This window comes from Oerskovia sp. Root22 (genome assembly GCF_001429135.1).
Taxonomy (GTDB): domain Bacteria; phylum Actinomycetota; class Actinomycetes; order Actinomycetales; family Cellulomonadaceae; genus Oerskovia; species Oerskovia enterophila.
The window spans coordinates 577,598-598,784 of record NZ_LMIL01000001.1; the positions used below are offsets into that span (position 1 = coordinate 577,598).

The 21,187-nt window shown below is 72.8% G+C and carries 21 protein-coding genes; 13 read left to right on the forward strand and 8 right to left on the reverse strand.

From position 1 onward, the window contains the following. Positions 1–103: 103 nt before the first annotated feature. The 4 genes from ASE15_RS02440 (at position 104) to ASE15_RS02455 (ending at position 1,940) form a co-directional block, all read left to right on the forward strand. Entirely contained in the window at positions 104–886 is a 783-nt protein-coding gene (locus tag ASE15_RS02440; RefSeq protein ID WP_056644677.1) for a GntR family transcriptional regulator, read from the forward strand. A 49-nt stretch (positions 887–935) separates the two neighbouring features. Beyond that, positions 936–1,181, forward strand: a complete 246-nt coding sequence (locus ASE15_RS02445) for a PTS transporter subunit EIIB (RefSeq protein ID WP_056644676.1) — start codon at positions 936–938, stop codon at positions 1,179–1,181. A gap of 64 nt (positions 1,182–1,245) precedes the next feature. Beyond that, positions 1,246–1,476 (forward strand): PTS transporter subunit EIIB, encoded by a 231-nt coding sequence (locus ASE15_RS02450; RefSeq protein ID WP_056644675.1) that lies wholly within the window; start codon positions 1,246–1,248, stop codon positions 1,474–1,476. Continuing rightward, entirely contained in the window at positions 1,473–1,940 is a 468-nt protein-coding gene (locus ASE15_RS02455; RefSeq protein WP_082849272.1) for a PTS glucose transporter subunit IIA, read from the forward strand. The genes ASE15_RS02450 and ASE15_RS02455 overlap by 4 nt, the downstream gene beginning before the upstream one ends. A 97-nt stretch (positions 1,941–2,037) precedes the next feature. Here the strand turns inward: ASE15_RS02455 and ASE15_RS02460 are convergent, their stop codons facing one another. Then, positions 2,038–4,248 carry an NHL domain-containing thioredoxin family protein gene (locus ASE15_RS02460; protein WP_082618115.1) on the reverse strand — a complete coding sequence of 737 codons (2,211 nt, stop codon included), beginning with the start codon at positions 4,246–4,248 and terminating at the stop codon, positions 2,038–2,040. An 81-nt stretch (positions 4,249–4,329) separates the two neighbouring features. Between ASE15_RS02460 and ASE15_RS02465 the strand changes: the two genes are divergently transcribed. Beyond that, on the forward strand, positions 4,330–4,821 hold the full coding sequence (locus tag ASE15_RS02465) for a GNAT family N-acetyltransferase (RefSeq protein WP_056760955.1): 492 nt from the start codon (positions 4,330–4,332) through the stop codon (positions 4,819–4,821). On the opposite strand, the gene ASE15_RS02470 is transcribed toward ASE15_RS02465, so the two are convergent. After that, on the reverse strand, positions 4,790–5,149 hold the full coding sequence (locus tag ASE15_RS02470) for a hypothetical protein (RefSeq protein ID WP_056760960.1): 360 nt from the start codon (positions 5,147–5,149) through the stop codon (positions 4,790–4,792). The two genes, ASE15_RS02465 and ASE15_RS02470, sit on opposite strands and share 32 nt — an antisense overlap. Positions 5,150–5,193: 44 nt before the next feature. Continuing rightward, positions 5,194–6,231: a hypothetical protein gene (locus tag ASE15_RS02475; RefSeq protein ID WP_056760963.1), complete on the reverse strand. Its 1,038-nt coding sequence runs from the start codon at positions 6,229–6,231 to the stop codon at positions 5,194–5,196. Positions 6,232–6,428: 197 nt separating this feature from the next. Here ASE15_RS02475 and ASE15_RS02480 point away from each other — a divergent pair, with 197 nt between their 5' ends. Beyond that, positions 6,429–6,647 carry a hypothetical protein gene (locus ASE15_RS02480; RefSeq protein WP_056644662.1) on the forward strand — a complete coding sequence of 73 codons (219 nt, stop codon included), beginning with the start codon at positions 6,429–6,431 and terminating at the stop codon, positions 6,645–6,647. Between the two features lie 54 nt (positions 6,648–6,701). Here the strand turns inward: ASE15_RS02480 and ASE15_RS02485 are convergent, their stop codons facing one another. After that, positions 6,702–7,160 carry a YbaK/EbsC family protein gene (locus ASE15_RS02485; protein ID WP_056761448.1) on the reverse strand — a complete coding sequence of 153 codons (459 nt, stop codon included), beginning with the start codon at positions 7,158–7,160 and terminating at the stop codon, positions 6,702–6,704. Positions 7,161–7,340: 180 nt separating this feature from the next. After that, entirely contained in the window at positions 7,341–8,186 is an 846-nt protein-coding gene (locus ASE15_RS02490; protein WP_056760966.1) for a YafY family protein, read from the reverse strand. Positions 8,187–8,285: 99 nt separating this feature from the next. On the opposite strand from ASE15_RS02490, the gene ASE15_RS02495 reads away from it, so the two are divergent. Beyond that, positions 8,286–9,026 (forward strand): alpha/beta fold hydrolase, encoded by a 741-nt coding sequence (locus ASE15_RS02495; RefSeq protein WP_056760969.1) that lies wholly within the window; start codon positions 8,286–8,288, stop codon positions 9,024–9,026. Between the two features lie 131 nt (positions 9,027–9,157). Here ASE15_RS02495 and ASE15_RS02500 read toward each other — a convergent pair whose 3' ends face one another. Together ASE15_RS02500 and ASE15_RS02505 are read right to left on the reverse strand one after the other, a co-directional pair. Further along, a complete protein-coding gene (locus tag ASE15_RS02500; protein WP_056760972.1) occupies positions 9,158–12,532 on the reverse strand; it encodes a GH36-type glycosyl hydrolase domain-containing protein in 3,375 nt (1,124 codons plus the stop codon). Further along, positions 12,529–13,245, reverse strand: coding sequence for a TetR/AcrR family transcriptional regulator (locus ASE15_RS02505; protein ID WP_082618116.1), 717 nt, complete (start codon positions 13,243–13,245; stop codon positions 12,529–12,531). Before ASE15_RS02505 ends, ASE15_RS02500 begins: the two co-directional genes overlap by 4 nt. A gap of 141 nt (positions 13,246–13,386) precedes the next feature. Here ASE15_RS02505 and ASE15_RS02510 point away from each other — a divergent pair, with 141 nt between their 5' ends. The 5 genes from ASE15_RS02510 to ASE15_RS02530 all read left to right on the forward strand — a co-directional run bounded on the left by ASE15_RS02510 (position 13,387) and on the right by ASE15_RS02530 (position 18,166). Next, entirely contained in the window at positions 13,387–14,676 is a 1,290-nt protein-coding gene (locus ASE15_RS02510) for an extracellular solute-binding protein (RefSeq protein ID WP_056644649.1), read from the forward strand. Between the two features lie 9 nt (positions 14,677–14,685). Continuing rightward, a complete protein-coding gene (locus ASE15_RS02515) occupies positions 14,686–15,609 on the forward strand; it encodes a carbohydrate ABC transporter permease (RefSeq protein ID WP_056760974.1) in 924 nt (307 codons plus the stop codon). Between the two features lies 1 nt (position 15,610). Further along, positions 15,611–16,501 (forward strand): carbohydrate ABC transporter permease, encoded by an 891-nt coding sequence (locus ASE15_RS02520; protein ID WP_369800535.1) that lies wholly within the window; start codon positions 15,611–15,613, stop codon positions 16,499–16,501. A gap of 10 nt (positions 16,502–16,511) precedes the next feature. Further along, positions 16,512–17,681: a glycoside hydrolase family 1 protein gene (locus ASE15_RS02525; protein WP_056760978.1), complete on the forward strand. Its 1,170-nt coding sequence runs from the start codon at positions 16,512–16,514 to the stop codon at positions 17,679–17,681. A 296-nt stretch (positions 17,682–17,977) separates the two neighbouring features. Further along, positions 17,978–18,166 carry a hypothetical protein gene (locus tag ASE15_RS02530; RefSeq protein ID WP_056760981.1) on the forward strand — a complete coding sequence of 63 codons (189 nt, stop codon included), beginning with the start codon at positions 17,978–17,980 and terminating at the stop codon, positions 18,164–18,166. 225 nt (positions 18,167–18,391) lie between these two features. Here ASE15_RS02530 and ASE15_RS02535 read toward each other — a convergent pair whose 3' ends face one another. Then, complete coding sequence (locus tag ASE15_RS02535) at positions 18,392–20,536, reverse strand: prolyl oligopeptidase family serine peptidase (protein ID WP_082618180.1); 2,145 nt, start codon at positions 20,534–20,536, stop codon at positions 18,392–18,394. Positions 20,537–20,695: 159 nt separating this feature from the next. Here ASE15_RS02535 and ASE15_RS02540 point away from each other — a divergent pair, with 159 nt between their 5' ends. After that, entirely contained in the window at positions 20,696–21,160 is a 465-nt protein-coding gene (locus ASE15_RS02540) for a hypothetical protein (RefSeq protein ID WP_056644628.1), read from the forward strand. Positions 21,161–21,187: the final 27 nt, after the last annotated feature.

The following is a 21,187-nucleotide window of genomic DNA, read 5'->3' on the forward strand; positions in this document are numbered from 1 at the left end:
TCTGTGGTGGGATAGTTGTCTGGACCACTTGCGGACAGAGTGGTCTAGACATCATGATGTGTCAAGCCCCGGCACCACCGGAGCGACCGAGAGCGAGGAACACGTGGCAGCGACGACGCAGGCCAGAGCACCTAAAGGCGGGCACAAGCACCAGATCGTGCGCGCCTACCTGAGCGACCTGATCGCGAACGAGCTGTCCGTCGGGGACGCCGTCCCCTCCGAGCGGGTGCTCACCGAGAAGTTCGGCGTCTCCCGGATGACGGTCCGCCAAGCCCTCGACGCGCTCGTCGCCGACGGGGTCCTCCAGCGCGAGCAAGGACGCGGGACGTTCGTCGCGCCGCAGCACACCGACTTCGAGATGCGCCTGACGACGTTCGGCGAGGAGGCACGCCGGCTCGGCATGTCCCCGAGCACCCAGGTCATCGACAGCGACACCCTCCCCGCGGGCCGGGTCGTCGCCGAGGCGCTCGGCATCGCCCCCGAGGACCTGGTCCACTACGTCGAGCGGCTGCGCTGCGCGGACGGCACGCCCATGGCCGTCGAGCGCGCCTGGGTCCCCGTGGCGCTCGCCCCGGACCTGCTCGACGACGGGGTCCCCGACAGCCTGTACGGCGCGCTGCGCGAACGCGGCCACTCCCCGACCTGGGGCGAGGACACCATCATGGCCGCCGAGGCCAGCGCCACCGAGCAGTCGATCCTGGCCATGACGAGCATGCGCGCCGTGCTGCGTGCTCACCGCAAGACCTACGCGGACGACGGCGCCTGCATGTACTCCCAGATGTGCTACCGCGGCGACCGGTACTCGGTCGTGGTCCCGCTCCGCGAGGCCCGGCCCACGATCGTCCCCCGACCTGCCCCCGCACCGGAGGCGGTCGAGACCGCATGAACAACGCACCAGACACGTCCACGACCCACGCACCAGAGAGGATGCAACGATGACTGCAGCCGATGCAGCACGGGCCGCCGCGATACTCGCCGGGCTCGGCGGGGTGAGCAACATCGAGGAGATCGACCCCTGCACCACCCGACTGCGGTCGCTCGTCAAGGACCCCAGCCTCGTCGACGTCGCCGCCCTGCGCGCCGCGGGAGCCTTCGGCGTGATGACGACCGGACGAGTCGTACAGGTCGTCGTCGGCCCCCAGGTCGACACGATCGCCTCGGACCTCGCAGACCTGATGTGACCCCGTGCCCGCGGCTCGCGGGCACCCCGACGTACGTCCGCACCAGCACACGAAGGAGCACGACATGAGCAAGGCAGAGCAGATCCTCAAGGGGCTCGGCGGGGATGCCAACATCCTCGACCTCGAACCCTGCATCACCCGGCTGCGTGTGGAGGTCGAGGACCCCGCGCTGGTCGACGACAAGGTCCTCACCGGTGCGGGAGCCATCGCGGTCGTCCGGACGGGCAACGCGATCCAGGTGATCGTCGGCCCCGACGCGGACAACATCGCGTCCGACATCGAGGACCTCCGTTGACGACAGCGCCCCTGACGGTCCTCTCCCCCGTGACCGGGACCGTCGTCGCCCTGGCCGAGGTCGACGACCCGGTGTTCTCCGCCGGGCTCGTCGGGCCGGGGATCGCGATCGCACCGGACGCGGCCGAGGGCGGCCTCGTCTCGGCACCGGTCAGCGGGACGGTCGTCAAGGTCCATCCGCACGCGTTCGTCATCAAGCACGACGACGGTCAGGCCGTGCTCGTGCACCTGGGCATCAACACGGTCCAGCTGGGTGGCGAGGGCTTCACGCTGCACGTCGCGCAGGGGGACGTCGTCCACCAGGGCACGACCCTCGTGACCTGGGATCCCGCCGCGATCGAGGAGGGTGGCCGGTCGGCCGTCTGCCCCGTGGTCGCGCTCGAGGGATCGGTCGAGGCCGTGACGCCGCTCGCCCCGGTCGGGACGTGGGTCGCCCGCGGCGAAGAGCTGCTGATCTGGGAGTGATGCGGCTGTCAGGACGAGCGCGACCTCGAGGTCTCGCTCGTCCTGCCATGTCCGGCGCCAGCTCGGACGTCAGGGGCGGGGCAGCCCAGACGTCGGGTCAGCCCCGCAGCGGCAGTGTCAGCACGTGCCCCGACGGTCCCTCCGCGGATCCGTCGTCAGAAGTGGCCCGGGGCATACTCCGGCCCACTTCTGACAACTCGTCCGGCGCCTGCACGACCCGCACCGGCACGCCCCAGTCCTGCTGCGCCAGGTGGCACGCGGGGAACACGTCGGGGTCGGGCGTCCCGTCGGCCAGCAGCGGCACGACGTCGCACGACGCGGCCTGCGCGGTCACGTGCAGCACGCCCTCGGCCACCTCGGGGTTGACGACCAGTGCGCGGACGAGGTCGGGACCCGTCCCCGCTCCGTCGAGCAGCAGCTCGGGCGGCGTCGCGCTCACGATCAGCCGCGTCGAGGGGCCGTACCGGTCGTCGAGCTTCTGCCCGGGAGCGGGCGAGAACGGCACGTCGAGGCGCAGCTCCCCGGCCACGACGTCGGTCACCGGACGCTGAGTGCGGTGCGCCCCGCCGTCGAGCAGCTCGCCTGCCAGCGTCGCCGGGAGCGCGACGCGCGTGATGCGGTGCGCCGCCGACTCCACGACGAGCAGGTCGATGCGCGCACCCGGGGCGGCGGGCGTACCCGGCGTCCACGGCTCGCCGTCCACGAGCACGACGACGTCGCTCGGCTCCGCGAGGCCCGTCGCCAGGGTCGTCACCTGGCCCGCGTCCGTGCCGGGACCTGCGCCCGTGCCGGAGTCCGAGGCGGCCGGTGGGACGTAGCGGCGGATCGCCCCGTTGTAGGTGTCGGCGACGGCGACGCTCCCGTCGGGCAGCACGGCGACCCCGAGCGGGTGCTGGAGCAGGGCCTGGTCGGCCGCGCCGTCGCGGTGCCCGAAGTCGAACAGCCCCTGCCCGACGGCGGTCGCCACCTCTCCCTGCGTGGTCCCCGGGACCGGGGTCACCGCACGCAACGCCGAGGTCTCGGAGTCCGCGACCCACACCCGACGGTCCGGGCCGACCGCCAGCCCGGAGGGCTGTGCGAACCACGCGTCGACGAGCGGCCCGTCGAGAAGCCCCTCGTTCATGGTGCCACCGACGAGACCGATCGAACCCTGCTCGCCGTCGAAGGCCCACAGCGAGTGGTTCCCGGCCATCGCGACGAGGAACGCACCCATCTGCTCGACCCAGACCACGTCCCAGGGGGACGAGAGCTTCTGCAGCACCGCGCCGCCCGCGCTCTCGATCGACGCCGGCAGGCCCGCGGGTCGCGGCAGCACCGACATCTCGCTCCCCAGCAGAACGGTGAGTCGCGACCCGAAGGGCCCGTCGATCTCGGCGAGCTCCCCGCCGACGGGTACCCCACCGTCCGGGGAGGCGAGCACGTTGTCCACCCCACCGACCATGTACTGCTGCCCGTTCCCCGCGACCGTCGTCACGTGGCCGTCCGCGAGCCGCACCCCGCGCAGCGCGTGGTTCACGGTGTCGGCGACCAGGACGTCGTAGTCGAGGTGGGCACGCAGCTCGGTCGGGACCAGGCACAGCCCGTTGGGCTCGCTGAACCGGGCGTCGTCGGGCCCGCCGTCGACGAGCCCGCGCTCGCCGGACCCGATGCGCCGGACGAGCGTCTCGCCGTCGGGCAGGAGCTCGGCGAGCGAGTGGTGACCCGCGTCCGCGACCAGGAGGTTGCCTCCCGGGAGCGCGATCGCCTTGGCGGGGAAGCGCAGCGTGCCCGACGTCGGGGCGGGCGGCACGTAGACGTCGTCGCTCCCCGCGGTGAGGGACCGCAGCGTGCCCTTGGCGCGGTGCTCCTCCACGAGCTCGTCGACGAGCGCGGCGAGCGCCGACGCGTGCCCCTCGCCCGCCATCTGCGCGACGACGTAGCCCTCGGGGTCGATCACGACGAGCGTCGGCCAGGCCCGCGCGGTGTACGCGGACCAGGTGACGAGCTCGGGGTCGTCGAGGACGGGGTGACGCACCTCGTAGCGCTCGACCGCGGCAGCGAGCGCGACCGGGTCTGCCTCGTGCTCGAACTTCGGGGAGTGGACGCCGATGATGACGAGGTCGTCGCGGCGCGCCTCCTCGAGCTCGCGCAGCTCGTCGAGGACGTGCAGGCAGTTGACGCAGCAGAACGTCCAGAAGTCGAGGACGACGACCCGGCCGCGCAGGTCCGCGAGCGTGACGTCGCGGCCGCCCGTGTTGAGCCAGCCGCGCCCGACGAGCTCGGAGGCGCGGACGCGGGGCAGGCGGGCGTGGGGGGTCGTGGAGCTCACCCGAGAATTCTGCCCCAGTCCGCGCGCTTGCCCGGCCCTCGGGTGCTAGCCTCGCGGTCCCCGATCCCCCGTGGAGGCGTGATGGCCGACGACCCGGCACGCAAGGTCTCGCTCCGGCCGCTGCGGGAGGACGACCTCCCGACGCTGTTCGAGATCCAGCTCGACGCCCGCGCTCAGCACCTGGCGGCCTTCACGGACGCGACCGCCGGTGACCGCGACGCCTACCTGGCGAAGTTCCGCAGGATCCTCGCCGACACCGCGATCGTCAGCAGGGTCGTGGAGGTCGACGGCGTGGTCGTGGGCAGTGCGGCCGTCTTCCCGATCGAGGGCGACACCGAGGTCACCTACTGGATCCAGCGGGACTGGTGGGGCCGCGGGGTGGCCTCCGCGGCGCTGGCAGCCCTTCTCGCGGAGGTGCCCGCACGCCCGCTCCAGGCGCGGGTCGCCGAGGACAACCTCGGCTCGCTCCGGGTCCTGGAGCGCAACGGGTTCGTGCGCGTGGGCAGCGAGGACTCGTTCGCGCCGGCGCGCGACGCGACGATCACGGAGCTGATCCTCGAGCTTCCCGTCTGACGGACAGCCGAGGGGCCGCGCCGACCTGCCCCGTGACGCGCACGACGACCGCAACCCCGTCGATCTCCGCGGGCAGCCGGTCCTGCGCCTCGGTGTCGACGACGTTGACCTGGAGGCACCAGGTGTCGTCGGGCTGCTCCGCGTCCTGCGCAGGCTGGGCGTCCTCAGCCTGCGCGGCTGCGCCGCCGTCCCTCACGCCGGCCGCGCCGGCAGCACCCCCCGGGTCGGCGGGCCCGCGCGTCAGGCCGATCCCCGTGACGCCGTCGTGGCCCGCGAGGGCGTGCTTGAGCGCGGTCTTCGCTTCACGGGCCTGCTCGAGGCTCGCCACGGTGCACCGCCCTCCCACCGTCCGGCGCGGGACGCGGGCCCGCGTCAGACGGCGAGCCGGGCGTCGAGCGCGGCGAGGACGGTGTCGATCGGGTTGACGTACGTCAGCCCGGTCCCATTCTCCCCCCCGGTCTCCGAGCCGGCAAAGAGCAGGCCCAGGGCGACGCCGTCCTCGCGGTACACGAGCGACCCCGAGTCGCCGCCGCGAGAGAACGGCCCGGAGCCCGTGCCCTCGACCTCGATCTGGTCGTCGAAGCGGAGCGCCCCGAGCCCTTCGCCGTAGCCGACCACGACGTCGTCGAGCTCGATCGCCGTGACGCGACCCGCGGTGACCGCGGTCGTCCGGCCGATCTTGCCGACCACCTCTCCGCCCAGCGCGACGGCCGTCGTCGTGATGCGCCCCACGGGGTAGTCGAGGTCCACGTCCGGGTCGTCGAGCAGCGCGATCGCGGCGTCGACGGTCGCGGTCCGCCCGGGCGCGAGCGGCACGGTCGCGGCGAGCGTCCCGACCTGGTCGGCGGGCGCGCGTCCGCCGTCGGCGGGCCCCGGCTGCACGACGGCGTCGCCCACCTTCGCGCGCGGCGAGCCTGCGAGCACGTGGAAGTTGGACAGGGCGTGCAGCACGCCCCCGACCAGGACGAACGCGCCGAGCGTGCCCGCGGTGACGTCGACGTGCGCGATCGAGACGCCGGGACGCAGGGGGCGCACGCGCCCCGTCTCCCCTGCTGCCTGCGCGGTCACGACGGGCGGGCGCGGCCCCGTGCCGCCCGTCCGCACGAGGGGCCGGATCCGTCCCGTCCGGCGCACGTCCACGACCGGCCCGGCCTCCGACGCGACGCGGCGCGCGATGCTCCGGGCCGCCGGGACCCCGAGCCGGTAGCGCACCGCGATGCCGTACCCGCCGCCCTCACGGGGGGCGAGGCCGAGCGCGAGCGTGGGGGCCCGCACGGCCCGCGCGGCCACCGAGTCCTCGCCGGGCGCGCCCGCAGCGCTGGCCGTCGCGTCCGTGCCCGCGCGCTCCGCGAGATCTCGCGCGAAGTCCGCCAGCTGCAGCTTGATCTCCCGTGCCTCGTCCCTGTCCATGCGACGAGGCTGGCACAGCCCACCGACACGCGCGCGTCGCCTTCCGGCGGCGCGGACGAGGGATCTGCCGCGCCGCGCGCAGATCCTCGCAAAACTCGCGGCAGATCTCGCGTCATGAAGTCACGCTTCACCCCTCTTGAGAGGTGTACACACTTTTCGCCGCCGCGCACCCGCGGCCTCACCACGTGAACGGGACCATGCACCTCGACCACGCCTTCCGGCCCACGACCGACGAGATCCGTTGCGCCATCCTCTGGGCCCTCGACCACGACCGCGCGGCCCTGGTCGAGCACCGGGCCACGGCCCACCTGAGCCTGCGCAGCCCGCTGCGGCGGGCCGCGGACGCCCGCCTGGTCCGGCGCTGGCTCGAGGCCTCGGCGATCTCCTCGGTGCTGACCTGCGCCATGGCGGCCTGACGCTCGCGCACGACTCCCGCAGGGCGTCGGCGACGATCGACATGGGCCAAGGGGTCACCGGCTGACGTCGACCCACTCCGCGCCGGCCAGCTCCGCGAGCCGGTCGGGCGTGATCGCGAACGCGCTCGTCGGGCTCCCCGCCGCCGGGTAGACCGTCTCGAAGCCCTGCAACGACACGTCGCAGTACACCGTCACGGGCTCCAAGTGGCCGAACGGCCCGACTCCCCCGATCGGCTGTCCGGTCAGAGCCGTGGTGCTCTCGGCGTCGAGCATGCGCGGCTTGGCCCCGAACGCGGCCTTGAACTTCACGTTGTCGACCCGGGCGTCCCCGCGCGTCACGAGCAGGAAGCTGCGCTCGCCGTCGCGCAGCGCGAGCGTCTTGGCGATCTGCCCCGGCTCGACGCCCAGCGTGTCGGCCGCCATCTGGACCGTCGCGGTGTTCCGTCCCGTGTCGAGGACCGTGAGGTCGGGGGCCTGGGCGTCGAAGAAGGCGCGGGTGCGGTCGATGCTCACGGACGGGGCTCCTCTGGTCGGACGTGCGGCGTCGGTGCTGCGCGTGGTGGACAGGGCCATCATCGCCCCTTCGGTGCCGAGAACGAGGTGACGGTCGTTCTGAGCCTCTGAACGGCCGCAACCCCGTTCTCGACCCGGCGCAAGGTCGTTCTCGGCGTGGCCCCGCGAGCCGCGGACCGCTCAGGCGACAGGCACGGCGCCCGACGGCGGGGTCCCCACCTCCGCGACGGGCCGCGGCACGTACGTCTCGCCCGTGAGGTCCGCGCGCTCGACGCGGTCGAGCCGGAACCAGCGGATGGCGTCCCGGGAGCGGCACCACGCGACGAGGTACCAGGCGTCCTCGGTGTGGGCCAGGATCACGGGCTCGACCCTCCGGGCCGACTCGTTGCCGCGCCCGTCGCGGTAGCGGAGGGCGAGCACGACCGACCGGGCGAGCGACTGCTCGACCGCCCGCAGGACCTGCAGGTGGGCGTGGGCGCGCGGGACGAGGCCACCTGCGGCGACGTCCGCCCCCGGGCGCGCGGCGCCGTCGGGCACGCCGGGACTGCGCGAGGCGACGTCCGCACCCGGGGCCGCTGCGCCGTCGGGCACGACCGGTCCACCCGGCGCGTCGCTGCGGCCGACGTCGGCACCTCCTCGGTCGATCCACACCCTTGCCGCGAGCGCCGACGCACGCTCGCGCGCCTCGGGCCCCAGCGCGTCCCAGACCTTGCCCTGCGCCGCGGCGGCGTCGACCGCGAACGGGCTCCCGGGCGGGAGCGCGGCGAGCGCGACCGCGACCGCGACGGCCTGCTGGGGCGAGAAGTTCACGGGAGGCAGCGACGCGGACGGGTCGAGCACGTAGCCGCCGCCCGGGCCCGCCTGTGCCCACACGGGCAGCCCGGCCTGCTGGAGTGCCGAGACGTCACGCTTGACCGTGCGCTCGCTGACCTCGAAGAGGCGGGCCAGCCGGGCGCCCGTGGTCCCTGTGCGTCCCGCGCGACGCAGCTCCTCGGCCATCGCGTAGAGCCGCTCGGTCTTGTTCATGTCGCCTCCGTCGGTCCGGGGCCGTCGACGAAGCGGTCGCAGAACCCCTCGAACAATGGTGACAGACAGGTGTCACCAGGGCCGGGCGAAGGTGGGTCCATGACCACTTCAGCGCAGCACAGCAGCAGCGACCAGCAGGTCCACGTCGTCCTCGTCCCGGGCTTCTGGCTCGGGGCGTGGGCGTGGGACGACGTCGTCCCCCACCTCGAGGCCGCGGGCCTCGCACCGCACGCCGTCACCCTCCCCGGGCTCGACGACGTCACGACCGACCGCAGCGGCCTCGCCCGGGAGGACCACGTCCAGGCCGTGCGCGACGTGGTCGCGCCGCTCGAGGGCGACGTCGTGCTCGTGGGGCACAGCGGCGGCGGGCCCGTGATCCACGAGGTCGTCGACCGGGACCCCGCACGCATCCGCCGGACGGTCCACGTCGACACGGGCCCGCTCGTCGACGGGGCCTCGCTGGCCCCCGACCTCCCCGCCGGGACGGCCGAGCTCCCGCTGCCCTCGTGGGAGGACCTCGAGGCCGCCGGATCGAGCCTCGACGGGATCGACGAGGCCGGGCTCGCCCGGTTCCGCGCCCGGGCGGTCCCCCACCCCGCTGGCGTGGCCGGGGGCCGGGTGCGGGTGAGCGACCCGGCGAGGCTCGACGTCCCGGCGACCGTCATCTGCACGAGCCTGCCGTCGGAGGTCCTGCGGCAGATGGCGCACCCGGGGCCTCCCCTGCACACCGAGCTCGGCGAGCTCGACGTCACGTACGTCGACCTGCCGACCGGGCACTGGCCCATGTTCTCGCGCCCGGCCGACCTCGCGGCGGAGATCGTCCGGGCGGCGCGGGCGTAGCGTCGGGTCGCCCGGGTCCAGGGCTGGGCCGCCGAGCCGCCGAGCCGCCGAGAACGAGGTCGGGGTCGTCCTGGAACCCAGGACGACCCCGACCCGTGCTTCGTCGCGGACAGCGACGCGGCCCGGTGCGGCTACGACCCAGCGGGCACCTCGACCTCGACGTATGTCGCGTCACCCAGGCCCCCGGGCGCGACGACGACGCCGCGGACCCGGTAGTCGCCGGCGCGCGGCGCAGCGGGCACGACCTCGAGGTCGTGGGGCCCTGACCCCGCACGGACCGCCACCTGGGCGACCGTCTGCCGGACCCGGAAGACGACGCGACGCGACCGGCCTCCGACCTCGAGGTCGACGGTCAGCCCGTCGGCCGTCGTCGGCAGGACGGGGTCGACGACGAGCGCACCCGACTGCTCGGTGAGGCCGATCACGCCCTGGACGAGCTGGCGCAGGTAGATCCCCGGACCGCTCGAGTAGACCCGCCACCCGCCGCGCACGCCCACGGACCCGTCGCGGAGCTTCTCGAAGTCGCGGGCGAAGCTCGCCCGGTCGGGGAAGTCCGCGTCGCTCGACGAGAAGTACGCGTTGCGCTGCCGGGGCACGGCATGGGCGATGCGGGCGCCGAGGTCGAACGGGCTGATGCGGAGCAGCTCGTCGAGAGCCCGTCCACGGCCCAGCGCGGCGAGCGCCTCGACGTAGCGGATGTGCGCGTGCACGTACATGAGCCCGACCTCGCGCCCGACGTTCGCGGCCTGCTCGGCCCGCAGGAACGTGTGAGGGATCCCCTCGTCGAACGCCGCAGGATGGTCCATGAGCCGCACGCCGTCGGGGAAGAGCAGGTGCTCGACGACGAGGCGCTCGTGCTCCTCGGCCTCCTCCGGCGTGAGGATGCCCGCGAGGATCGACTGGGTCATCGGGATGAGGCGGTACCGCATCCCCGTGCTCGTGTCCCGGGGGTGGATGACGAGCTCGTCGCCGAGCTCGTCGTGCCGCACGTACCCGGCCATGACGCCGTCGACGAGCGCGCGCTCGCGCAGGTCACCGCGCACCGAGGCGGCGAGCGTCGCGGCACGTGCGGACAGGACGTCGTCCCGCCCCGCCGTGGTGCGGGCCAGGAGGAGCGAGGCCTGCACGAGCAGCGCAGACGTCCAGGTCGAGGCGAGGTTGGTGCGCATCCGCGAGTCCGCCGGCTGCAGGGTGTCGTCCCAGTCGCCCTCGCCGTAGGCGGGCAGCGAGGTGCCGGGGAGCAGGTCCGTCTCGAGGTGGTCGAGGATCCGCGCGACGTGGTCGGCGACCGTGGCGCGGGCGTCCCGACCCTCCGAGGCAGGGCGCCGGTGGGCGTGGTCCCAGAAGGGGACGACCTCGTCGAGGATCTCGAGGTCACCGCTCGCCTCCAGGTACTGGGCGAGGGCGAAGAGCGGCCACACGACGACGTCGCCGTGCGAGGAGTCGTTGTACCGCTCGGCGTAGGCGTCGAACATGAACCACTGCGGGAACCCGCCCCACGTGTGCTGGTGCGCGAGGACCCGCAGGACGATCTGCCGGGCGATGTCGGTGCGGCCACCGGCGAGCGCCAGCTCGAACGGTCCCTGGCACACGTCCCTGGTCCCCCAGGCTGCGCCCGAGTACTGCTCGAGCCCGTGCGGCACGAGGAAGTGGATCAGGGCGTCGTGCGCGTACCACGGCACGAGGAGGTCGAGCTCCTGCGTCGCGAGGTCCGGGTGCGGCTGGAAGCGCAGCCCGCGCACGAGCCCGCGCACCGTCTCGAGATGACCCGCGAGCGTCGCGTCGAGGTCGGCGAGCGGGTCGTGCTCGGGCGCGACCAGGGCGAGCGCCTCCGCGTCGCCGTGCAGCGAACCCGCGATCGCGAGGGTCAGGGCGCCGGAGCCGGACGAGCTGTTCACCCGGTGCGCCGTGGCCCCCTCGAGCACGACGGGGGCGCTCGACGAGACGGCGTAGCGCAGGTCGGGGTAGTGCGTCGCGACGTCGGCGCCCGGGACGGGACGGACGACGAGCGAGGTCTCGGACGTGTGCTCGGCCACCCAGCCGCCGGCCTCGTCGTCGAGCTCGAGGGTCGCCGTGACGCCCAGGGCGCGCTCGCAGCGCACGCTCACGTCGACGCGGTCCTGTCGATGATGGGCGACGGTCCGCACGTCGACGCGGCCGAGCGGGGTCTCGTAGAGCCAGCGGACGCCGCCGACGTCGAGCACGAGAGCCGAGGGCACGCCGAGCATCCGAGGGCCTCGGCCGTCGTCGACGAGGACCCGCAGCCCGCTGCTGCGCAGCAGGTTGAGATGGTGGCGGTGGACCGTGGCGAGCCTGTTGGCGGTCGTGTTGCCGAGGACGACGTGCGAGGCGAAGACACCGGGCGCGAACGCGGTGACCGACAGCACCTCGTCGGTGGGCAGGACGGTGTCACCGGCCTTGAGGACGTGGCCGTGCGACCGCTCGGTGACGACCTCCTTGCGTCCGTCGACGACGTGCGACCCGCCCGGGGTGAAGAAGGAGAGCAGCGCGCCGTCGGCGTCGCGCTCGGGCAGCAGGACCTCGTCGGACGTCAGCCCGAGCGCGGCGACCAGCCCGGCCTCGTCGAGCTCGTCCCCGGCCAGGAGCGGAGCGTCGCGCAGCACCGAGCCCGTCGTGGGCAGGGGTTCCGCGGTGCGCTCGTCCGCGGCGACGGCGACGGCCGCGGCGGACCAGCCCGCCACCTGGTCGACGTGCGCGTCGAGCGGTCCGCGCGCGTCGACGTCGACCACGGTCACGGCGTGCACCTGGGCCGTTCCTGCGGAGAGGTCGAGGGGCTGCGACACGAGCGTCTGCATCGCGTACTCGTACTGCAGCACGCCCGAGGTGACGGGCCCGAGCAGCCCGTGCGGCACGCCGTCGCGACGTGCCCGCGGGGTGAAGACCTGCAACGAGTCGGTGAGGTGGGCCGCTGCCCCCTCGACGAGGAACGTGACCGCGAGCGGCAGCCTCGGCTGCGCGGACATGGTCTGCCGGCTCACGAGCACGGTCCCTGCGGTGGGGTGCTCGAGCGCGCGGTGCAGCAGGTACTGGCAGACGTACGCCTCGCTCGAGAGCGCGGCCGCGGGCGGCGCGAGGGCGAGGTCCTGGACGTGCACTACGTCGTAGACCGCGTCCACGCGGGCGCCGCCCCCGGCCACGAGGTCGACGCGCCACACGAGGGTCCGGTGGTCCACCGTGAGCGAGACCCGCGACGCCAGCCCGAGCGCCTCGCCGGACCACACGACCCGGTCTGCGGCGGTCTCGACGCCTGTCACGGCGGGCGCGGAACCGGTGAGCTGCGCGACCTCGACCGTCCCGTCCGCGTGGGTCGCACGCAGGACCACGCCGCCCGGCATGCGGTCGTGCTCGCCCGGGAGGTACTGGTTGACGAGCAGCCCGCCGGTCCGGACGGCGCGCACGTCCCCGCCGACCGTGAGCTCGACGGTCATCTCGCCCGAGGTGAGGGTCGCGCCCGCGGGGGCGGCGGTCATGGCGGTGCTGGTCACGTGGACTCCTGCTCTGTGGGGTGTTCGTCGGTGGTGGTCTCGGCGTCCCGGGCCGGCTGCAGCAGCGCGACGAAGTGGTCGAACAGCGCGACCATGTCGACGTTCTCCGGGTCCAGCAGCCACTGGAGCTGCAGCCCGTCCATGACCGCGGAGAAGAGCTGACCGATCGCCTGCGGATCGACCTCGGGGCGCAGCTCGCCGCGGTCGATCGCGTCCCGGAAGCGGGTGTCGTCCTGGTGGCGCAGCGCCCGGTAGCGGTCCCGGACGACGTCGTGCGCGGGGTGGTTCGGTTCCGTGGCCTCGGCAGCGACGACGACGTGCAGCCCCACGAGCCCCGGCGTCTCGGCGTTGCGACGGACCTGGTCCCGGATGGTGGCCAGCAGGGAGGCCCCGTCGGTCTCCGCCCGGGTCCGGCGCTCGAGGTCACGCCGGTCGCGCTCCTCGATGGTCGCCGTCAGGAGAGCTGCCTTGCTCCCGAAGTGGTGCAGGAGGCCGGCCTCCGAGATTCCCACCCTCGCGGCGATCTCTCGCAACGAGCTGCCGCGGAAGCCCTGCTCGCCGAACACCTCGACCGCGGTCTGCAGGATCTCGCGCCGACGTTGCTCACCGCGCACGAGCCGTCCGTCGGGGCGCTTGCCCTGGTCCGGGGTCTTGGGGGTCTTCGGGGTCGCTGCCGTGTCGGCAGCTCGCGTGCCGGGCCCGCTCTGGGTCATCACCGTCTCCTTCGTCAGGATTTGTCGGTATCCACGGTACGGCTCCGGACACCCCTGGTGAAAAGACTAACCGAGCGCACGCTATGGTAGTTTCGCATCGGCTCAGAGATCGAGCCGAACACTCGATGAGGAGGATTGCTCATGAAGCTCGGACGCAAGGCGGTCGCCGTCGGCATCGTCGGACTCCTGGCACTGACCGCCTGTGGGCGCGCGGACGAAGGGTCGGCCGATCGCCAGACCGGCGGCGCGACCACGACGACCGTGGACGACTCGCCCGCCACCGGCGACATCACCGTCTGGGCCATGGGCGAAGAGGGCGAGAAGCTCCCTGACTTCGTCAAGGGCTTCACGGAGGAGAACCCCGACGCGAAGGTCCAGGTCACCACGATCCCGTGGGCCGACGTCATGACCAAGTTCCAGACGGCGGTCGCCGCCGGCACGGTGCCTGACGCGATCATGATCGGCACGTCGTTCATGCCGACCATGGTGTCCACCGGGGGCCTCGCCCCCGTCCCCGACGGGCTCGTCGACAGCGGCGACTTCGTCGAGGGAGCCGCGGCCTCGACCGTGGCCGACGGCGTCGAGTACGGCGTGCCGTGGTACGTCGAGACGCGCGTCATGTACTACCGCTCGGACCTCGCCGAGGCCGCCGGTGTGGCCGCCCCCACGACCTGGGAAGAGCTCACCGCCTTCGCGCAGGCCATGAAGGCGAACGGTTCCACCTACGGCCTCCAGCTCCCGATGGGCGATGCGGAGGACTCCACGCAGGTCATCCTCCCCTTCTACTCGCAGGCCGGCGGATCGATCTTCAACGAGGCCGGTGACGCCTACGACCTCGACAACCAGGCGATGGTCGACGCGCTCGACTACTACGCCTCGTTCTTCACCGAGGGTCTGTCCCCGCTCTCCGGCTACGGCGACACGCAGAACAGCGCGTTCGTCGACGGCTCCGACCCGGCGTTCATCTCCGGGCCCTGGATGGTCAACGTCCTCGCCGACATGCAGGGCGAGGACTGGGTCGAGCAGAACGTCGCGACCGTGCCCGTCCCCGCGGGGACCGCGAACAACGACTCCTACATCGGCGGCGCGCACCTCGGCGTCTTCAACGAGGCCAAGAACGCCGACGGCGCCTGGAAGCTCGTCCGCTGGCTCGCGGAGCCCGAGACGCAGCAGGAGTGGTACGCCGCGACCAACGACCTCCCGGCCGTCAACAGCGCCTGGGACGACGAGGCCCTGACGGCCAACCCCCGCACCCAGGTCCTCCAGGAGCAGCTCAAGAACACGATCGCCCCGCCGACCGTGCCCAGCTGGGACGAGCTCTCCGCCACGATCGAGACCGAGGCCGAGAAGGTCGCCAACGGTCAGGTCACGGCCGAGGACGCTGCCACGACGATCCAGGCCAAGGCCGACGCGCTCGGGCTCGGCTGGTAACGAACCGTCATGACAACGACCACCGAGGGACGGCGTCGGCGCTCAGTCGGCGCCGTCCACCGGCGACGCCAAGCCGTCGTCGCCTGGCTGTTCGCGCTGCCGTTCGTCGCGGTCTTCTCGGTCTTCATGCTGGGACCGCTGCTCGCATCGTTCGGCATGTCGTTCTCGGATCTCACGATCCGTGACATCAAGACCCCCTTCGCGGTGAACTTCGTCGGCCTCGACAACTTCGCGCAGGTCTTCCAGGACGAGCTGTTCCGCAAGGCGCTCGTCAACACGTTCTTCTTCGTCGTCGTCGGGATCCCCCTGACGATGGCGCTGGGGCTCGCGCTCGCCGTCGCCCTCAACTCGGGCATCGAGAAGTTCCGCAGCGTCTTCCGGGTCGGGTTCTACACCCCCGTCGTGACGTCGATCGTCGCCGTGGCGGTCGTCTGGCGGTTCATCCTCCAGGGCTCCGGCCTCGTCAACACCGTGCTGGGCTGGGTCGGCATCAACGGGCCCGACTGGCTCAACGACAGCACCTGGGCCATGCCCTCGATCATCGTCATGGCCGCGTGGCGCAACATGGGCACGCTCATGATCATCTTCCTCGCCGGTCTGCAGGCGATCCCGACCGACGTGTACGAGGCGGCCGAGGTCGACGGCGCCGGCGCATGGCGCCGGTTCCGCTCCATGACGGTGCCGCTCATGCGCCCGACGCTGCTGCTCGGCGCGGTCCTGCTCTCCGTCGGGTTCCTCCAGGTGTTCGAGGAGCCGTTCGTCATGACCAAGGGCGGACCGGTCAACTCCACGCTGACCATCAGCTACTACGTCTACAACCAGTTCGGTTACGGCAACTACGCGTTCGCGTCCGCGGCGGCCTACGTGCTCTTCGCGCTGATCGCCGCCCTCGCCGCGGTCCAGTTCCGCCTGCTGCGGTCGAAGGAGGATTGACATGCCCCACACGTCCTCGCGGGCGACCCCCGCGCCGTCAGGCACGAGCACCATGGTGCGTCGCCCTCGCCGCCCGATCCGCTGGTCGCGCGGCGCCACGTACACCGCGCTCGTCGTCGGGCTCCTGCTGACGCTCATGCCGTTCATCTGGATGCTGCTCGGCAGCTTCAAGACGCAGGGCGAGCTCCTGCAGCGCCCCATCACCTGGTGGCCGGAGAACCCGACGCTCGAGAACTACGAGAAGTGGCTGTCCCAGCTCAACTACGGCCAGTTCTTCATGAACTCGATCGTCGTCGCCGTCGCTGTCGTGCTCGGCAACATCATCTTCTGCTCGATGGTCGGGTACGCGCTGGCCAAGATGCGGTTCCCGGGCAAGAAGGTGCTCTTCGCCCTCGTGATGCTGACCCTCATGGTCCCGGGCGTCGTCACGCTCGTGCCGATGTTCGTCCTCGTCTCGAACATGGGGCTCGTCAACACCTACCCGGCGCTCATCCTGCCCTTCCTCGCAGGTCCGCTCGGGGTCTTCCTCATGCGGCAGTTCATCCTCGGGATCCCCGACGCGCTCATCGAGGCCGCGCGGATCGACGGCGCGGGCGAGTTCCGCATCTTCTTCCGGATCGTCCTCCCCCAGTGCGGGCCGCCGCTCGCGACGCTGAGCATCCTCACGTTCCTCGGTTCGTGGAACAACTTCCTGTGGCCGCTCGTCGTCGCGCAGACCGAGAACATGTACACCCTCCCGGTGGCGCTCTCGCTCTACTCGGTCGGCTCCAACGGCACCTACTACGGCCTGCTCATGGCCGGCTCGGTGCTCGTCGTGACCCCGATCCTGATCCTCTTCCTCTTCCTGCAGCGCTACTTCGTGCAGGGCATCGCCATGACCGGCATCAAGTAGGAGATACCCCATGCCTCTCACCTTCCCCGACCCCTTCGTCTGGGGCGCCGCGACGGCAGCCCACCAGATCGAGGGCAACAACGTGAACAGCGACTGGTGGGCGCGCGAGGTCGCGCCCGGCTCGACGCTCGCCGAGCCGTCGCGCGACGCCGCGGACAGCTACCACCGCTACGCCGACGACATCCGGTTGCTGGCCGAGTCCGGCCTCACGTCCTACCGGTTCTCGATCGAGTGGGCACGCATCGAGCCCGCCGAGGGCATGTTCTCGCTCGCGGAGCTCGACCACTACCGCCGCGTCGTGCAGTGCTGCCTCGACCACGGCGTGACGCCGCTGATCACGCTGCACCACTTCACCTCGCCCCGGTGGTTCGCCGACGACGGCGGGTGGACCGACCCGCGGTCGGTCGAGCGCTTCTCCCGCTACGTGGAGCGCGTGCTGCCGCTGCTCGACGCCGCCTCGCACGTCTTCACCATCAACGAGCCCAACATCCTCGCCATGATGATCACGGCCGCCAAGGGCGAGGAGCAGCTCCAGGCGGGCACCATGCACGCGCCCGACCCCGTCGCGACCCAGCACCTCATCGCGGCCCACCGCCGCGCGGTCGAGCTCGTGCGCACGGTCGGGGTCCCCGTGGGCTGGCCCGTGGCCCCGCAGCAGTTCTTCGCGGACCCCGGTGCCGAGGAGGTCCTGCGGGAGTACGCGTACCCGCGCGAGACCGTCTTCCTCGAGGCCGCCCGCGGCGACGACTTCATCGGCGTCCAGGCCTACACCCGCACCCGCATCACGGTCGACGGACCGCTCCCCGCGCCCGACGACGCCGAGAAGACGCTCACGGGCTGGGAGTACTACCCGCCCGCCATCGCCGAGGCGGCCCGCCTGGGCCACGAGATCACCGGTCTCCCCGTCCTCGTGTCGGAGAACGGCATCGCGACCGCCGACGACGCCCGTCGGATCGACTACACGCGCGGCGCGCTGCGTGCCCTGCGTGCCGAGGTCGAGGCAGGTCTGCCCCTGATCGGCTACCTCCACTGGTCGCTGCTCGACAACTACGAGTGGGGCTCGTTCGCGCCGACCTTCGGGCTCGTCGCCTGGGACCCGGAGACCTTCGAGCGCACGCCCAAGCCCAGCCTCGGCTGGCTCGGTGCGGTCGCCCGCGGCGAGATCTCGCTCGACGACTGACCCGAGGGGCGTGCTCGCGGCGCCGACCGGTAGCCGGGCGGTCGCCGCGAGCCGCCGGCCGCGAGCACGCCAGCCGCCAGCCGCCAGCCGCCAGCCGCCAGCCCAGAACGAGGTTGTGGTCGTGATGGAGCCCATCACGACCACAACCTCGTTCTCGGCAGAGCCCCGCGCGTGGACCATCCCGTCAGGGCAGTGACCCACCGGATCTCGATCTCGCCGGGTGCGACCCCTGCGTCCGGGTGCATCCTGGAAGGAAGGGGTTCCGCCCCGGAGCTCCCGGTCAGGGAGGAGTCGACATGTCCGGTCTCATGCTCGCCAGCAGCGTCGATGCTGCGGTCTACGTCCCCACGGGGTCGGGGCCCGCGAACTGGTTCCTGCTGTTCGGGATCGTGCTGGTCGCCGCGATCATCGTCTACATGATCGTCGAGCTGGTCCGCGCCGCGCACGACCGGCATCTTCCGCCGCACCGGCGCATGTCGCACTAGCGGCCGGGCAGCCCACGTCCCGCACGTGCCGCCGTCGAACGGTCGCCCGTCGGTGCGTTCCGCCCGGGCGAGCGCCCGCCGAGATAGAACGTGGTGCGCGAGGTAGAACGCGGTACGCACTACCTCGCGCACCACGTTCTACCTCGCGTCTCGCCGCACGGGCACAGCACCTCTCACCTCACGGGCGCAGCCGCCGAGCCCTCCCCGCGCGGAGTCGGACCTCGGTCAGCCCAGCGTCGTCGGAAGCTCCGCGGCTCCCTCACCCGGGGCCACGCCCAGCACGCGCTCCGCGAGGAACGCCTGCACCACCTGGTACCAGACGATCGAGTGCTGCGGCTGGAGCACCCAGTGGTTCTCGTCGGGGAAGTACAGGAAGCGGTGGTCGGTGGTCCCGTCCGCCGCCGCGGGCAGGCCCGACGCCGACAGCAGCTCGTACCAGAGCCGCAGCCCCTCGCCGATCGGGACGCGGTAGTCCTTGTCACCGTGGATCACGAGCATGGGCGTCACGATGTCCGCCACGAACCGGTGCGGGGAGTGCTCGGCCGCCATCTCGGGCGTCATCTCGCGCTGCCAGTAGTAGCCCGCGTCCGTCGTCGGGCCGAACTGGTCCAGCGCCCACAGGCTCGCGTGCGTGACGATCGCCTTGAACCGGTCCGTGTGGCCCGCGACCCAGTTCGCCATGTACCCGCCGAACGACCCTCCCATCGCGGCCGTGCGGGTCTCGTCGACCTCGGGCAGCGCCTCGGCCGCGTCGGTGATCGCGAGCAGGTCGGTGTACGGGGCCGCGCCCCACGACCCCCAGCCGCGCTGCACGAAGTCCTGGCCGTAGCCCGTGGACAGCGCCGGGTCCGGGAGGAGGACCGCGTACCCCTGGGCCACGAGGATCCACGGGTTCCAGCGCCAGCTCCACGCGTTCCACGAGCCGAGCGGTCCGCCGTGGATCCACAGCAGCAGCGGCGCGGGGTTCTCGGCGCTCGCACCGTGCGGCAGCGCGAGCCAGCCGCGGACGCGCACGTCGTCCGACGCGGCGGTCTCGATCTCGGTCAGCGTCCCGGGCAGGTCGGGGCTCGCGACCGGGCCGCGCAGCGGGGTCGCCGCGACGGGCGTGCGCTCGTGCGCGGGGGTCGCGAGGAAGTCCGCGAGCTCGATCCGCACGGGGTGCGAGGGCTCGAGGTAGCTCACGCGCTGGGCGTAGGCGGCCGAGGCGTCGGGCGCGATGCGGACGTCGGTGAACATCGCGTCGTCCGCGGTCAGACGGGACACCGTACCGTCGTCGCCCGTCCCGTCGGGCGTGAAGGCGACGTGGAAGACCGGGCCGCGGCCGTCGTCGTCTGCCGTGACGAGCAGGCCCGAGCCGTCGGGCAGCCACGCGGCCGAGGTGGGCCAGCGGTCCCAGCTCGCGGCGAGCGAGCGCAGGCCGTGGTTGGCTCCGTCGCTCGGGTCGCCGTCGGACCCGTCGCCCGCACGCAGCGGGACGACCGCGAGGCTGTGCTCGGGCGCGGCCTGCGGGGTCGTGATGGTCTCGCGGACGAACACGACCCAGGCACCGTCGGGCGAGATGACGGGCGAGGACGCCTCGGCCCCGGGCTCGTCGACGAGCGTGCGACGCTCGCCGGTCGCGGTGTCGATCGCGACGAGGATCGAGCGCGCGGACGCCCCCGGTCCGGGGACGGACCAGGAGGTGACGAGCGTGGTGCCGTCGGCGGACAGGTCCGCCGAGTGCTCGCGCAGCGCGGGCCCGACGGCGGAGGTCACGTCGCGCAGCTCGACGCGCCCTGCGGGGAGCTCGGGGACGGCGTCCTCCGCGTCGGTGTCGGCAGGCGCCGGGAGCGGACGGGCCGGCTCGTCGGTCAGGTGCGAGAGGTCGGCGACGAACCGGTGCGGCTCGGACGGCCCCAGGTCGTGGTCCCAGTACCGCACGGGGTACCCCGTGTGGAGGATCGCGGCGACCTTCTTGTCCTTGCGGGCCTTGCGCAGCTCGGCGTCGTGGGCCAGGTCGCGCGCACTGGGCAGGACGTCGACGGCGAGCGAGAGGACGGGCGCGCTGCGCGCGACGAGCGGAGCCGAGACACCGGCCGGGGCCGAGGCGACGATGCGCGCCTCCCCACCGGCGGCGGGCAGGAGCCACAGGGCAGAGGTCGGGTCGCCCTCGGTCGACGCCGAGGCGTCGCTGTCGGGGCGGGCCGACGTGAAGAGCAGGTCGCCCTCGGCCGTGAAGGCGGCGCCGGACTCGCCCTTGGTGCTCCGGGTCAGGCGGCGGGCCGGGGCCTCGCCGGTCGGGTCGACCTCCCACAGCGCCGAGACGTACGCCGTGCGCTTCGCGTCGAGCGTCGACACGCTCGTCACGAGCCGGCGGCCGTCCGGGGACATCACGAGGCCGCCCGTGCGGGGGATCGCGACGTACTGGTCGAGGTCGTGGAAGGGGGTGGTGCCCGGCTGGTGCGGGGCGTTCGCGGAGTCGGTGGTCACTGCACCGTCCTATCACGACAGTCCGCCCGCGGGGGCTCTCGGTGAGCGCATACTGGACACGTGCCCAAGGTTCCCCTCCCCGCCCTGACCGTGTGCGCCGCCGTCGGGCTTCTCCTGACAGGCTGCGGGTCAGAGCCCGCGCAGGACCTCGACGACACCGTGCTCACGGGCGTGCAGGCCGCAGGCCGCGCCGACGGCGAGCTCGACCTCATCAGCACGACGCACTTCGACTGGCAGAAGGCCGTGATCGTCTGCCCCGGCGACGACGTGACCGAGGTCGCCGAGGCCGCGGGGAGCGACGCCGGGCCGGTCACCGGGGACTTCCCCAACACGGTCGACGTCGGCACGGGCTACCTCGTGTTCGTCAACAACAACGAGGTCGCGCACACCGCGACGCTGCGCCTGGCCCAGGCCGACGTGTGCAGCGAGGACCTCTCGATCTCGAACCGGGTCCTGACCCCCGGGGCCGCGACGCTGCACGTCGCGCGCGGCACGGGGGACGGGTGGGTCGTGACGCGCAGCTGACGGTTGGGCCGGTCCGGCGGCTGCCGA

What these genes read in the sequence shown, in the direction of transcription:
- ASE15_RS02530 (WP_056760981.1), top strand. Translation starts at nt 17,978, where the DNA reads ATGTCCGGTCTCATGCTCGCCAGCAGCGTCGATGCTGCGGTCTACGTC.
- ASE15_RS02490 (WP_056760966.1), bottom strand. Translation starts at nt 8,186, where the DNA reads ATGAACAAGACCGAGCGGCTCTACGCGATGGCCGAGGAGCTGCGTCGC.
- ASE15_RS02520 (WP_369800535.1), top strand. Translation starts at nt 15,611, where the DNA reads ATGCCCCACACGTCCTCGCGGGCGACCCCCGCGCCGTCAGGCACGAGC.
- ASE15_RS02445 (WP_056644676.1), top strand. Translation starts at nt 936, where the DNA reads ATGACTGCAGCCGATGCAGCACGGGCCGCCGCGATACTCGCCGGGCTC.
- ASE15_RS02480 (WP_056644662.1), top strand. Translation starts at nt 6,429, where the DNA reads ATGCACCTCGACCACGCCTTCCGGCCCACGACCGACGAGATCCGTTGC.
- ASE15_RS02515 (WP_056760974.1), top strand. Translation starts at nt 14,686, where the DNA reads ATGACAACGACCACCGAGGGACGGCGTCGGCGCTCAGTCGGCGCCGTC.
- ASE15_RS02525 (WP_056760978.1), top strand. Translation starts at nt 16,512, where the DNA reads ATGCCTCTCACCTTCCCCGACCCCTTCGTCTGGGGCGCCGCGACGGCA.
- ASE15_RS02495 (WP_056760969.1), top strand. Translation starts at nt 8,286, where the DNA reads ATGACCACTTCAGCGCAGCACAGCAGCAGCGACCAGCAGGTCCACGTC.
- ASE15_RS02465 (WP_056760955.1), top strand. Translation starts at nt 4,330, where the DNA reads ATGGCCGACGACCCGGCACGCAAGGTCTCGCTCCGGCCGCTGCGGGAG.
- ASE15_RS02535 (WP_082618180.1), bottom strand. Translation starts at nt 20,536, where the DNA reads ATGTCCCCGGACGGCCGCCGGCTCGTGACGAGCGTGTCGACGCTCGAC.
- ASE15_RS02505 (WP_082618116.1), bottom strand. Translation starts at nt 13,245, where the DNA reads ATGACCCAGAGCGGGCCCGGCACGCGAGCTGCCGACACGGCAGCGACC.
- ASE15_RS02510 (WP_056644649.1), top strand. Translation starts at nt 13,387, where the DNA reads ATGAAGCTCGGACGCAAGGCGGTCGCCGTCGGCATCGTCGGACTCCTG.
- ASE15_RS02475 (WP_056760963.1), bottom strand. Translation starts at nt 6,231, where the DNA reads ATGGACAGGGACGAGGCACGGGAGATCAAGCTGCAGCTGGCGGACTTC.
- ASE15_RS02450 (WP_056644675.1), top strand. Translation starts at nt 1,246, where the DNA reads ATGAGCAAGGCAGAGCAGATCCTCAAGGGGCTCGGCGGGGATGCCAAC.